Origin of the sequence: Frigidibacter sp. SD6-1, assembly GCF_030143255.1 — a bacterium.
Lineage (GTDB): Bacteria > Pseudomonadota > Alphaproteobacteria > Rhodobacterales > Rhodobacteraceae > TMP-24.
Genome location: NZ_JARJNR010000001.1, coordinates 516,351 through 529,074 on the forward strand (window position 1 = coordinate 516,351; position 12,724 = coordinate 529,074).

Genomic DNA, 12,724 nt, shown 5'->3' on the forward strand with positions numbered 1-12,724 from the left:
TCAGTTCCTGCGACCGTCCGCCGCGACTGCGGCAATGGTCTGTTCGATAGAGTTCTTTACAAGCCGGCGCACAGGGTCTTGCGCATCCTTGGGCATATTGCAACCCTGCCCGTGCAACCTTTGCGCGATGGTCTTGAACAGCAGCATCACGAACCAGGCCTGGCCCAGATAACGCTGCCGCGCCACCTCGGGGCTGCATTGGGCGATGCGGGCAAAGACGGCGAAAAGAAAGGCACAGACTTCGGTTTCCATCGTGCCCGCGACCTGGGCGATCTCCGGGCGGCGGCGGGCGGCGGCGTCGATCTCGGACCAGAGCGGGCCATCGTCGCAGTCGAGCGTGTCGAGCTTGTGCTCGAACGCGGCAAGCAGAGCCGTCGCCGGATCGTCAGAGGCCATGACCTGACCGAAGGCTTCCTTCACCTCCTCGAGGTCGCGCGCGATCATCGCCTCGATGATGGCATTTTTTGACGGGAAATAACGGTAGAAATTGCCCGCGCTCATCCCGGCTGCGCGCGCGAGGTCCTGCATAGACGCCCCGTCGAAGCCCTTCTCCGCGAAGGCCTTTTTCACCGCCTCGAGGATCGCGGTCGTCCGGGTGTCATATGTGCCAAGGGTATCGGCCATGAATCAACTCGCGAGAATGAACGTTCATTCAGCGATCTATGCCGTAACGTCGCCTTGGTCAAGGGGCCTTCAGGTAGCGCCGGTCAGATCAGGGCGGGAAGCGCCTCGCAGATCGCATAGCGGCCTGCCAGATGGGCGGGCGCAAGACCCGCGAGCCGGTCAAGTTCCGCTAGGACCGCCGCGCGCCCGAGCAGTCGCGCGCTTTCGAACGGGCCGCGCGGGAAGTTGAGGCCGAGCCTCAGCGCCCGGTCGATATCGTCCGGCGCCGCGCCGCCCGCCGCGACCAGGGTCGCGGCCTCATTGGCAAGCGTCGCCTCGACCCTCAGCCGGATCGCGTCCGCGTCGGCGGGTGCTGCGGCCGGAACGGTCGGGAACAGGAAGCCGTGGCCCGACTTGCGGCCAAGGTGTCCTGCCGAAACCTGAGCCTCCAGCGCCTTGAAGACATGGTAGCGCGGGTGGTTCGACATGGCGGCCGCGAGGCCGCGCGTCGCCGCGAGGTTGATGTCGGCGCCGACAAGGTCGATCAGGCTGAAAGGTCCCATTCGGTAGCCCGCCGCCACCATTGCCGCATCGACGTCGGAGGCGCTGCGGCCTTCCTCGAAGAGCGCAAGCGCCTCGCCATAATAGGGCCGGGCACAGCGGTTGACGATGAAGCCGGGGCTGTCCGCGCAGGCGATGACCTCCTTGCCCGCCCGCGCGGTCATGGCGCGGGCGCGGGTCAGGGCGCCGGGGCTGGCGCCGGGATGCGCGACAAGTTCGACAAGCCTCATCACCGGGGCGGGGTTGAAGAAATGCAGGCCGACGAGCATCTGCGGCCGGGCAAGCGACGACGCAAGCGCGCCCACCGACAGGGCGGAGGTGTTGGTGGCGAGGATGGCCTCTGGCCCCGAAAGGCTTTCGACCGCGCGCAGAAGGTCGCGCTTGACGGCGAAATCCTCGATCACCGCTTCGATCACCAGATCGCAGGGCGCGAGTGCCGAGAGGTGCGGGGCGATGGCGATGCGGTCGAGTATCGCGTTCATCTCTTCGGCAGGCAGTTTTCCGGTTGCGACGCGCGGCTCCAGGCTGCTTCGCATCCGGTCCGGCGCGCTGTCGCGCGCGGCCGCGCTTGCGTCGAAGGCAATGACCGCATGGCCCGCCTGCGCATAGACCTGCGCAATGCCAAGGCCCATGGCCCCTACTCCGACGATGCCGACCTGTTCCATCCGTCCTCCTGTCGTCCCGAGCATCCCGCGCGTCGGCGGAAACTTCAAGATAGAAATTTCAAGCTTGAAATATCTATCCCCCGATGGCAGGCTCGGAGGCGAAGCGATGCGAGGAGGGGCCAGTGAAGATTCTCTGTCTGGGCGGCGGACCGGCGGGCCTTTACTTCGCCATCTCGATGAAGCTGCGCGACCCATCGCATCAGGTGACGGTGCTGGAACGCAATCGTGCCAACGACACGTTCGGTTGGGGCGTTGTTCTCTCGGACGACGCGCTGGGCCGGATGCAGAAGAACGACCCCAATTCCACCGACGCTATCCGCTCGCACTTCGCCTATTGGGACGATATCGCCGTTGTCCACGACGGGCGCCGTACCGTGTCCGGCGGCCACGGCTTCGCCGGGATCGGGCGCAAGCAGATGCTGGTCCTTCTGCAGGAACGCGCCCGCGAACTCGGCGTCGAGATGAGGTTCGAGACCGAGTTCCGCTCGGCCGAGGACTACCGGCGCGACTATGATCTGGTGGTGGCCTGCGACGGGATCAATTCGGTTGTGCGGCGCGAATATGAGGCGACCTTCAAGCCCGATATCGACACGCGCAAATGCAAGTTCGTCTGGCTCGGCACCCATCAGAAATTCGACGATGCCTTCACCTTCATCTTCGAGAAGACCGACCATGGCTGGGTCTGGGCGCATGTCTACCAGTTCGACGCCAAGACCGCGACCTTCATCGTCGAATGCCTGCCCGAGACCTGGGACCGCTGGGGTTTCGAACGTATGTCGAAGGAAGAAACGGTCGAGACCTGCCGCAAGATCTTCGAACGCCATTTGGGCGGCCATGACCTGATGTCGAACGCCGCGCACCTGCGCGGCTCGGCCGTCTGGATGCAATTTCCCCGCGTCATCTGCGAGCGCTGGTATCACGAGAATGTCGTTCTGATGGGTGATGCCGCCGCCACGGGGCATTTCTCGATCGGGTCAGGCTCGCGTCTGGCCTTCGACAGCGCCATCGCGCTGGCCGACTATCTGCACAGCGAACTCACTCTGGAAGCGGCCTTCGAGCGTTATCAGGAGGAGCGCCGGGTCGAAGTCCTGCGCCTGCAGTCGGCCGCCCGAAACAGCCTGGAATGGTTCGAGGAGGTCGAACGCTATCTCGACATGCCGCCCCTGCAGTTCGCCTATTCGCTGCTGACGCGCTCGCAGCGGATCAGCCACGAGAACCTGCGCCTGCGCGACCCCGCATGGCTGCGGGAGGCCGAGGACTGGTTTCAGACACAGGCCGGCGGCAAGCCCGGCCGCGCGCCGATCTTCGCGCCCTTCCGGCTGCGCGACATGACGCTGAAGAACCGCATCGTCGTGTCGCCCATGGCGCAGTACAAGGCGGTGGACGGATGCCCGACCGACTGGCATTTCATCCATTACGCCGAACGCGCCAAGGGCGGCGCCGGGCTTGTCTATGTCGAGATGACCTGCGTCAGTCCCGAGGGGCGGATAACGCTCGGCTGCCCCGGCCTCTATGCAGCGGAACATGAAAAGGCTTGGAAACGGCTGACTACCTTCGTCCATGCCGAGACCAGTGCAAAGATCTGCTGCCAGATCGGTCACGCGGGCCGCAAGGCGTCCGTTCAGGTGCCGTGGGAAGACGATGAGGCGCCGCTCGGGTCCCGCGGCTGGGAAACCATCGGCCCGTCAGCACTCGCCTGGTCGCCCGCCCATCCCGCGCCGCGCGAGATGACGCGGGCGGATATGGAACGGGTGACGGGCGAGTTCGTGCGTGCCACGGAAATGGCCGCGCGCGCGGGCTTCGACATGGTCGAACTGCATGCCGCGCATGGCTATCTGATTTCCTCCTTCATCAGCCCGATGTCGAACCGCCGGGCCGATGCCTATGGCGGGTCGTTGGAAAACCGCATGCGCTGGCCGCTGGAAGTCTTCGCGGCCATGCGCGCCGTCTGGCCCGCGGAAAAGCCAATGTCCGTCCGCATCTCGGCGAACGATTGGGTCGGCGATCACGGCGTGACACCAGCAGAGGCGGTCGAGATCGCGCGGAGGTTCGCGGGCGCGGGCGCCGATATCATCGACGTGAGCGCCGGTCAGACCTCGACCGAGGCGAAACCGGTCTACGGCCGGATGTTCCAGACGCCCTTCTCCGACCGGATCCGCAACGAGGCGGGGCTGGCCACCATGGCCGTCGGCAACATCACCGAGGCCGATCAGGCCAATTCGATCCTGCTTGCAGGCCGGGCCGATCTTATCTGTCTCGCCCGGCCCCATCTCGCCGATCCCTACTGGACGCTTCACGCGGCCGTCGAACTCGGCGATGCTGAGGCGGACTGGCCCTTGCCCTACCGCGCGGGCCGCGACCAGGCACGCAGGTTGCGCGAAAAGGCACAGGAGGCGATCCGCGCATGACGCTGAGCGGCAAGCGGGTGCTGATCACCGGTGGCGGCTCCGGCGCCGGGGCCGACCTCGCGCTGGGCTTCGCCCGGGCGGGGGCGGAGGTGGTCATCACCGGTCGGCGGCTGGATGCGCTGGAATCCACCGCCCGCCAGTCGCCTGCGATCCGGCCGGTCCGGGCGGATGTGACGCGCGAGGCGGATGTGCGGGCGATGTTCGCGGAAGCCGGGCCCTGCGACATCGTCATCGCCAATGCGGGGGCGGCCGACAGCGGGGTGATGGCGAAGACGACGCTCGACCAGTGGAATGCGATGATCGCGGTCAACCTGACCGGCGTATTCCTGACGCTCCGCGACGGGCTCAACCAGATGCCGGGCTGGGGGCGGCTGATCGCGATCGCCTCGACGGCGGGGCTGAAAGGCTATGCCAAGGTCGCGCCCTATGCGGCGGCGAAACATGGGGTCGTGGGCATGGTCCGCTCGCTCGCGCTGGAAGTGGCCCGGCGGCCGGTGACGGTGAACGCGCTTTGCCCGGGTTTCCTTGACACGCCGATGACCGATCATTCCGTCGAGGTCATTGCCGAAAAGACCGGCCGCAGCCTGGAGGAGGCGCGGGCAGCCCTGGAGGCGATGAGCCCGCAGAACCGGCTCATTGCGCCCGCCGAGGTGACGGCCGCGGCGCTTTGGCTTTGCGCACCGGGGTCGGAAGGGATGAACGGCCAGGCGATCGCCATCGCGGGAGGAGAACTGTGAGCGACCTGTCGAAACGCCGCCTGAAACTCTGGATAAGGCTTCTGGGCGTGACACGCGCGTCCGAGAACCATCTGCGCGACTATCTGCGGGTGACCCATGGCACGACCCTGCCGCGCTTCGACGTGATGGCGGCGCTTTACCGGCGGCGGGACGGCGTGACGATGAGCGAGCTGTCGCGGATGCTTCTGGTGTCGAACGGCAATGCAACGGCGGTCGTCGATCGGCTGGAAGGCGACGGTCTGGTGCGCCGCATGCCGTCGGAAAGCGACCGTCGCACGGTGTTCGTGGCACTGACAGCCGAAGGTGTCGGCACCTTCGAAGCGCTCGCCTCGGGCCACGAGGCCGAGGTTGACCGGCTGTTCGCGGGCCTGAGCGAAGCGGACATCGACCAGATGGCCGAGATATTGAAGAGGGCTGCGAAACCATGAGCGACCTGTCCGGGCTGAAGCCCCGCCATTTTCTGTGGGAGGTGCGCGACCGGATCGGCACGGTGCGCCTGAACCGGCCCGAGCGGAAGAACCCGCTGACGTTCGAGAGCTATGCCGAGCTTGGCGCGCTTTTCTGGGCGCTGCCTGCGGCGGGCGATGTCGATGTGGTGATTTTCGCCTCCCACGGCGGCAATTTCTGTTCGGGCGGCGATGTGCACGAGATCATCGGGCCGCTGATCGGCCTGCCGATGAAGAAGCTTCTGGCCTTCACCCGGCTGACCGGCGATCTGGTGAAGGCGATGATCCATTGCACGAAGCCTGTGATTGCTGCCGTGGATGGCGTGGCGGTGGGGGCGGGTGCGATCATCGCCATGGCCGCCGACCTGCGGCTGGCGACGCCCGAGGCCAAATGCGCCTTCCTCTTCACCCGCGTGGGCCTTTCGGGTGCGGACATGGGCGCCTGCGCCATGCTGCCGCGGATCATCGGGCAGGGCAGGGCGGCGGAGCTTCTTTATACCGGGCGTGTGATGGGGGCCGAGGAGGGCCTGAATTGGGGCTTCTGGAACGCGCTTCATGGCCCCGAGCGGCTGGACGAGGAAGCGCGGGCATTGGCGCTGCGGCTCGCCGCCGGGCCCACGTTCGCGCATGGCGTGACCAAGACCCAGCTTAACCAGGAATGGGACATGGGGCTCGATCAGGCGATCGAGGCCGAGGCGCAGGCCCAGGCGATCTGCATGGGGACGAGGGACTTCGAGAGGGCTTTCCGGGCCTTCCTGGCGAAGGAAAAACCTGTGTTCGAGGGGAATTGAGGGGAAGGCCGGGGAGGCGCTGCCTCCCCGGACCCCTCCGAGGTATTTGGACCAAGATGAAAAGATGAGCGACAGGAGTTTTCTGGACTGGCCCTTCCTAGAGGCGCGGCACCGCGATCTGGCGGCGCGGCTGGAGGAATGGTGCGGGGCGCATCTGCAGGTGGATCACGGTGATGTCGATGCGGCCTGCCGGTCCTTGGTGGCGGCGCTGGGCGCGGGCGGCTGGCTTGCCCACACGGGCGCGGGTGAGGGCGAGCGGCTTGATATCCGTACACTTTGCCTGATCCGCGAGACCCTGGCGCGCCACGACGGGCTGGCGGATTTTGCCTTTGCCATGCAGGGACTGGGAATGGGGGCGGTTAGTCTCTTCGGCTCGCCGGAGCAGCGGCGCTGGCTTGCCCGGACGCGGGCGGGCGAGGCGATTTCGGCCTTTGCGCTGACCGAGCCGGGGTCAGGATCGGACGCGGCGAATTGCACTTGCGCGGCCGAGCTGGTCGCGGGCGGTTGGCGGCTGTCGGGTGAGAAGACCTATATTTCGAACGGCGGGATTGCCGATATCTATCTGGTGATCGCCCGCACCGGCGAGGCGCCGGGGGCGAAGGGTCTGTCGGCCTTCCTTATGCCCGCCGGGGCGGATGGCCTGTCGGTGGTGGAGCGGATCGACGTGATGGCACCGCACCCGCTGGCGCATCTCAGGCTCGATGGGGTCATGCTGCCCGAAAGCGCGCTTGTCGGGCGGGCGGGGGATGGGTTCAGGATCGCCATGACGGTCCTTGACCATTTCCGTCCCACGGTCGGGGCGGCGGCGCTCGGGTTTGCGCGCCGCGCGCTGGACGAGGCGCTGGCGCGGGTGCGGCGGCCGCGACCCTCGGGTCCGCTTGCCGATTATCAGATGGTGCAGGGCCATCTGGCCGACATGGCTGTCGAGATCGACGCGGCGGCGCTGCTTGTGTACCGGTCCGCCTGGGCGAAGGACATGGGCGCGGCGCGGATCACGCGCGAGGCGGCGATGGCGAAGCTATTCGCCACCGAAGCCGCGCAGCGGGTGATCGACATGGCGGTGCAGCTGCATGGCGGCGACGGGGTGCGGAGCGGTACGGCGGTCGAAAGCCTCTACCGGGAAATCCGGGCGCTGCGGATCTACGAAGGCGCCTCGGACGTGCAGCGTCTGGTGATCGCGCGGAGCCTGCAGCAATGACCTACCGCCGCCAGATTCAGGTCGAGTTCAACCATTGCGACCCGGCGGGGATCGTCTTCTATCCGCGCTATTTCGAGATGACCAATTCGGTCACCGAGAATTTCTTCGCCGAGGTGGCGGGTCGGTCCTACGCGCAGATGACCATGCGCGACGGAAACGGCGTGCCGACGGTGAAGATCGACGCGGATTTCCGCGCGCCCTCGCGCCTTGGGGACAGGCTCGACTTCACGCTCGACATCGCGCGGCTGGGCACATCGTCGGTGACGTTGGCGATCGCGGCGCGGGGCGAAGGCGAGATCAGGATGGAGGCGCGGCTGACGCTGGTCTGGGTCTCGACCCAAGGCCGCGCCGCGCCCTGGCCCGAAGACATGCGCGCGCGCCTGCAGGCCGTCATGGAAGGACAGAGCCTATGACCGACAGCCCCCATCAGTTCCTGCATCCCAAGGGCTGGAAGGCGACGCCCGGTTATGCCTGCGGCGTCGCGGCGGAAGGGCGGATGATCTTTCTGGGCGGGCTGATCGGCTGGAATGCCGGTCAGGAATTCGAGACCGACGATTTCGCCGGGCAGGTGCGGCAGGCGCTGGAGAATATCGTGGCGGTCCTGGCCGAGGGCGGGGCGGCGCCCCACCATATCGTGCGCATGACCTGGTATGTGACCGACAAGCGTGAGTATCTGGCCAGCCTCAGGGAAATCGGCGCGGCCTACAAGGCGACCATCGGCCGCCATTACCCGGCGATGGCGCTGGTGCAGGTGGCGGGCCTCGTGGAGGACCGGGCGAAGGTCGAGATCGAGGTGACGGCTGTCGTGCCGGAATGACGCGTCCCCGGGGAGGGGGAGGCGAAGGGAGGAAGGAATGCTGGGACCATCGGCCCATGTCGATACATTCGCACGCGACCGCTTGCCGCCTGCGGACCAGTGGCCCGAGCTGCTACTTGACGGGTTCGATTACCCCGAGCGCCTGAATGCGGCGGTGGAACTGACCGATCGGATGGTCGAGAAGGGCTTCGGCGACCATACGGCGCTTATCGGCAACGGGCGCATCCGGACCTACAAGGAACTGGCCGACTGGTCGAACCGGATCGCCCACGCGCTGGCCGAGGACTACGGCGTCAAGCCCGGCAACCGCGTGCTGATCCGCTCGGCCAACAATCCCGCGATGGTCGCCTGCTGGCTGGGTGCGACCAAGGCGGGGGCGGTGGTCGTAAACACGATGCCGATGTTGCGTGCGGGCGAGCTGGCCAAGATCGTCGACAAGGCCGAGGTCAGCCATGCGCTGTGCGATACAAGGCTGATGGAGGAACTGGTCGCCTGCGCCAAGGGCTCGCGCTTCCTCAAGACCGTGATCGGCTTCGACGGCACCGCGAACCACGATGCCGAGTTGGACCGGATCGCCTTGTCGAAATCCGTCCGCTATCAGGCGGTCGAGACGGGCCGCGACGATGTGGCGCTGCTGGGTTTCACCTCCGGCACCACGGGCGAGCCGAAGGCCACGATGCATTTCCACCGCGATCTGATGATCATCGCCGACGGTTATGCGAAAGAGGTGCTGAAGGTCACGCCCGAGGATGTATTTGTGGGCTCGCCGCCCCTGGCCTTCACCTTCGGCTTGGGCGGGCTCGCGGTCTTTCCCCTGCGCTTCGGCGCGGCGGCGGCGCTTCTGGAACAGGCGACACCGCCCAATATGATCGAGATCATCCAGAGCTTGAAGGCCACGGTTTGTTTCACCGCGCCAACGGCTTACCGGGTGATGCTGAAGGCGATGGCGGAGGGCGCGGACCTCTCGTCGCTGCGCGCCGCCGTCAGCGCGGGCGAGACGCTGCCCGCCCCGGTCTATGAAGAATGGATGGAAAAGACCGGAAAGCCGATGCTGGACGGGATCGGCGCGACCGAGATGCTGCATATCTTCATCACCAACCGCTTCGACGATCACCGCCCGGCATGCACGGGGCGGCCCGTCTCGGGCTACGAAGCGCGGATTGTCGATGAGGAGGGCCGCGAGCGCCCGCGCGGCGAGGTCGGGCGGCTGGCTGTGCGCGGGCCCACCGGCTGCCGCTACATGGCGGACGACCGGCAGGCGAAATATGTCCAGAACGGCTGGAACATCACCGGCGACGCTTTCTGGCAGGATCAAGACGGCTATTTCCACTTCGCCGCCCGCAATGACGACATGATCGTCAGCGCCGGCTACAATATCGCGGGGCCGGAGGTCGAGGCGGCGCTGCTTTCCCATCCCGCCGTCCTCGAATGCGCGGTGATCGGCGCTGCGGACGAGGAGCGTGGCCAGATCGTCGAGGCGCATGTGGTGCTTGCCGCCGGTCAGAGCGGAAGTGAAGGCCTGATCAGGGCTTTGCAGGATCACGTCAAGGCGACCATCGCGCCCTACAAATACCCCCGCCGCGTCGTCTTCACCGAGGCGCTGCCCAAGACCCAGACCGGCAAGATCCAGCGGTTCCGGCTGAAGTCGTGATCAACCGGGGCAGGCGGCAGCTACGATTGACTTCAGCCCCGCATCGCCCAGCGAGCGAGGAATCCAGCGGCTCCAGGACAGGCCATAGACCTGGCCGTCCGGGCCCCGGTTCACGAACTCAGCCACCTTCTGGCCCTGAGGGTCGAGGATCAGGATGCGGCCGCGGTTCTCCTCCTCGACGATCACATGGCCGTTGTCGGTGAAATCGACGAGGCCCTCGGTCACCGACAGCACGTTCTCTGCCTTCATCGTCTCGTGGTAGGGCGTGGTGATCGTGTCGGTCGCGAAATCATAGACCATCACCTCGTTCACCCCGTCGATATACCAGCCCTTGCCGCGGTCGTAGGCATTGTTGTCGAAGATGGCGATCCGGTGATCGTCGAGAATGTTCACATCATGCTGGGCGAGCCAGGGGCCGATCTTCCACCAGACGATCTTCTGGGTCGTGGGGCGGTAAAGCATGACCATCGACAGATGCCGCGCCGACAGGAAGACATCGCCCGCCTGCCAGTAGGGCCCGTCACCGGGCACCGGCTGGATGTCATTGAGGTGGATCGCGTCGCTTAGATACCCGCCCGATGTGAAGGCCATGGCCATCATGCCGTTCGCCTCCATCACCCGCGCCAGTGAGACTTCCGACAGGACCTTGCCGTCGACGGTCATGTTGACCAACCCATCCTCGAAGAACTTCGGACCATATTCCTCGTTCGGCGGGTCGATGACCGACGGCACCCACATGGTGCCGTCCGGCGCCAGTTCCAGCGAATGGTGGTAATTGCGGTCGGCATTGGTCCAGATCGTGCGGCCGCAGGCGTCGATCCGGGCGATGGGCGACTGGTGATCCTTCACGATCAGGTCGCCGTTCTCGAACATCAGCGGATGGACAGGTTCAAAAAGCGCGCGGTTCCAGCGGTCGGTCTTGGTGATCTGGAAATCGCGCCGCACACCCGCAAGGAACTCGTCGGCATTCGGCATCCAGGTGTGTTTGACGGTGAAATCGCTGAGGTCGAGCAGTTCCACGACATTCTGGTCGGCCTCGATCTTGGCGCGCGACAGAAGAAGATAGCCGTCGATGGGCGCCGTCTTCAGCCCGGGCGAGAGCCACCAGCCCGCCTTGCCCTCGAATTCCTGCGTGCGCCCGGCAAGGCGCGCGTCCTTCTGCTTGGTCCAGTCGATCAGCGTCTGGGGCATCTCGGCGATGGTCAGCGCGGCGGTACCGATCGCGCCGGTCCGGTGTTTTTCGCGCGCCTTGTCGAGGGCGAGCGCGGCAAACAGGATCGAACCCACCACTGCCAGAATGGCCAGAAGCAGAACGATCCAGGTTTCGACTTTCGAGAAAAGAAATTTTTCCATGATTATCCCTGTGCCGGGGCCGGGTGGATGGCGATCACGCCCGGGCCATCGATGGTAATTGAGAGTCGCCCGTCGGCGCCGACTTGCACGATCTGTGGCGGTCCGGAGGGCGAAGCAGTCGCGGTTTCCTCAAGATAGGCGCCTGCGGGCAGGCGCGTGATCACTGCCGATCCGGCGCGCCTGGCCATCAGCACGACCGACATCGTGCCATCGGCCTTGCGGAACGCGACGGGAGAGAAGGGCGACAGCCAGGGCGCCTCGGCGCCGATGCGCACGTCGCCGGGGCGGATCGCCTCGAAATAGAGGCGGTCATATCGGATATCCTCGGCGATCTTCAGCGATCCGTCGGGCTGTATCTCGTAGAAGGAATAGACCGCGCGGGGCTGCCAGGAACTGACATTCGCGACTGTCAGATCCTGGTGCAAGACCTGATAGGTCGCGCGCCCGAACCAGTATTCGAGCATGCCCGAGGTCACGCCCATCTCGGCGGCGCGCGCCGCGATTGCCTCAAGGCTCGCGCGGTCGGCGCCCTTGTAGCGGTGAAAGGAAATCTCGGTCAGATCGGCGAGCGCGCCGTCTGTCTCTCCGATTCCGTCAAGCCAGCGCAGGGTTTCGCCTGCGTCGCTGACCGAGGGCAGGATGACGCCGGGATGGAAGCCCGCCCCATGCAGCCGGTCCATCGCCGCCCTGATCGCCGGGCCCAAGGTCTCGGGCGTCCAGGCGGGGACATTGTCCGGCTCCAGCAGCGGGTCGAAATAGTCGGGCACGACGCCGTATTTGTCCCGAAGGTGCTCGAAGGCGGCAAGGATGAATTCGGCATATTCGGCCGGGTCGGTATGCAGATAGCCGCCCTCCCTGATCATCTTGGTGAAGGCGACATAGGTAAGCGTCAGCCGGTAGCTTTCGCCGCGCGCACTTGCGCGCTCGATCATCGGCAGGACGGTATTGTCCATCCGGTAGTCGAGGTCGAAGAAGTCAAAGCCTGCCGGATTGATATGGTTGGGGTCATCGTCGTCGTTCTGCGTCGGGTAGCGAAGGGCTTTCCAGGTTTCGATATCGATCTCGCCCGCCAGATAGCGCTGCATGCCGCGATAGCGGCTTTCGGCGCCGGAAAAGACCTCGACCCGCAGGCGGGTCAGGGGGATCTCCTTCGCGATCCGGTCGAAGATGTCGAAGCGGTGCCTGCGTTCCTCCTCGCCGCCGAGCAGCACGGGTGTCGCCTCCCAGTCGCGGAAGGTCTGATAGGTCACGTCGGGCAGAAGACGGATGGTGACGGTGCGGTGCGTGCCCCCCCAGAAGACCGCCCCGGCCGCCACGAGGCCGAGCGCGAGGATGAGGATAAAGCGCCGGATCACCAGCCGCCTCGCGCTTTGGCGGGCCGCCCGGGCGCCTGCCGGCGGACCGGCTCGCCCAAGGCGGTGAGGTTCGGAATGTCCAAATTCATGCCGTCGGCGCCTCTGCTGTCTCGCCGCGCCATTGTTACCGGTCCGCTGC

The 12,724-nt window shown here is 66.0% G+C and carries 12 protein-coding genes; 8 read left to right on the top strand and 4 right to left on the bottom strand.

Annotated features, from left to right (window positions below; translation table 11 throughout):
• Together P0645_RS02500 and P0645_RS02505 are read right to left on the bottom strand one after the other, a co-directional pair.
• Nucleotides 1–624, bottom strand: a complete 624-nt coding sequence (locus P0645_RS02500; RefSeq protein ID WP_284162977.1) for a TetR/AcrR family transcriptional regulator — start codon at nt 622–624, stop codon at nt 1–3.
• Between the two features lie 83 nt (nt 625–707).
• A complete protein-coding gene (locus P0645_RS02505) occupies nt 708–1,829 on the bottom strand; it encodes a 3-hydroxyacyl-CoA dehydrogenase (protein ID WP_284162979.1) in 1,122 nt (373 codons plus the stop codon).
• 122 nt (nt 1,830–1,951) lie between these two features.
• Between P0645_RS02505 and P0645_RS02510 the strand changes: the two genes are divergently transcribed.
• The 8 genes from P0645_RS02510 to P0645_RS02545 all read left to right on the top strand — a co-directional run bounded on the left by P0645_RS02510 (nt 1,952) and on the right by P0645_RS02545 (nt 9,877).
• Entirely contained in the window at nt 1,952–4,237 is a 2,286-nt protein-coding gene (locus P0645_RS02510; RefSeq protein ID WP_284162980.1) for a bifunctional salicylyl-CoA 5-hydroxylase/oxidoreductase, read from the top strand.
• Nucleotides 4,234–4,974, top strand: coding sequence for an SDR family NAD(P)-dependent oxidoreductase (locus tag P0645_RS02515; protein WP_284162981.1), 741 nt, complete (start codon nt 4,234–4,236; stop codon nt 4,972–4,974). Before P0645_RS02510 ends, P0645_RS02515 begins: the two co-directional genes overlap by 4 nt.
• Complete coding sequence (locus tag P0645_RS02520) at nt 4,971–5,402, top strand: MarR family winged helix-turn-helix transcriptional regulator (RefSeq protein WP_284162982.1); 432 nt, start codon at nt 4,971–4,973, stop codon at nt 5,400–5,402. Before P0645_RS02515 ends, P0645_RS02520 begins: the two co-directional genes overlap by 4 nt.
• Entirely contained in the window at nt 5,399–6,211 is an 813-nt protein-coding gene (locus P0645_RS02525) for an enoyl-CoA hydratase family protein (RefSeq protein WP_284162983.1), read from the top strand. Before P0645_RS02520 ends, P0645_RS02525 begins: the two co-directional genes overlap by 4 nt.
• Nucleotides 6,212–6,275: 64 nt before the next feature.
• Nucleotides 6,276–7,409: an acyl-CoA dehydrogenase family protein gene (locus P0645_RS02530; RefSeq protein ID WP_284162984.1), complete on the top strand. Its 1,134-nt coding sequence runs from the start codon at nt 6,276–6,278 to the stop codon at nt 7,407–7,409.
• On the top strand, nt 7,406–7,822 hold the full coding sequence (locus tag P0645_RS02535) for an acyl-CoA thioesterase (protein WP_284162985.1): 417 nt from the start codon (nt 7,406–7,408) through the stop codon (nt 7,820–7,822). Before P0645_RS02530 ends, P0645_RS02535 begins: the two co-directional genes overlap by 4 nt.
• A complete protein-coding gene (locus P0645_RS02540) occupies nt 7,819–8,226 on the top strand; it encodes a RidA family protein (RefSeq protein ID WP_284162986.1) in 408 nt (135 codons plus the stop codon). Before P0645_RS02535 ends, P0645_RS02540 begins: the two co-directional genes overlap by 4 nt.
• 37 nt (nt 8,227–8,263) lie before the next feature.
• Nucleotides 8,264–9,877 (top strand): AMP-binding protein, encoded by a 1,614-nt coding sequence (locus P0645_RS02545; protein WP_284162987.1) that lies wholly within the window; start codon nt 8,264–8,266, stop codon nt 9,875–9,877.
• On the opposite strand, the gene P0645_RS02550 is transcribed toward P0645_RS02545, so the two are convergent.
• Entirely contained in the window at nt 9,878–11,230 is a 1,353-nt protein-coding gene (locus tag P0645_RS02550) for an arylsulfotransferase family protein (protein ID WP_284162988.1), read from the bottom strand. It lies immediately after the preceding gene.
• A gap of 2 nt (nt 11,231–11,232) precedes the next feature.
• Complete coding sequence (locus P0645_RS02555) at nt 11,233–12,585, bottom strand: hypothetical protein (RefSeq protein WP_284162989.1); 1,353 nt, start codon at nt 12,583–12,585, stop codon at nt 11,233–11,235.
• Nucleotides 12,586–12,724 lie beyond the last annotated feature (139 nt).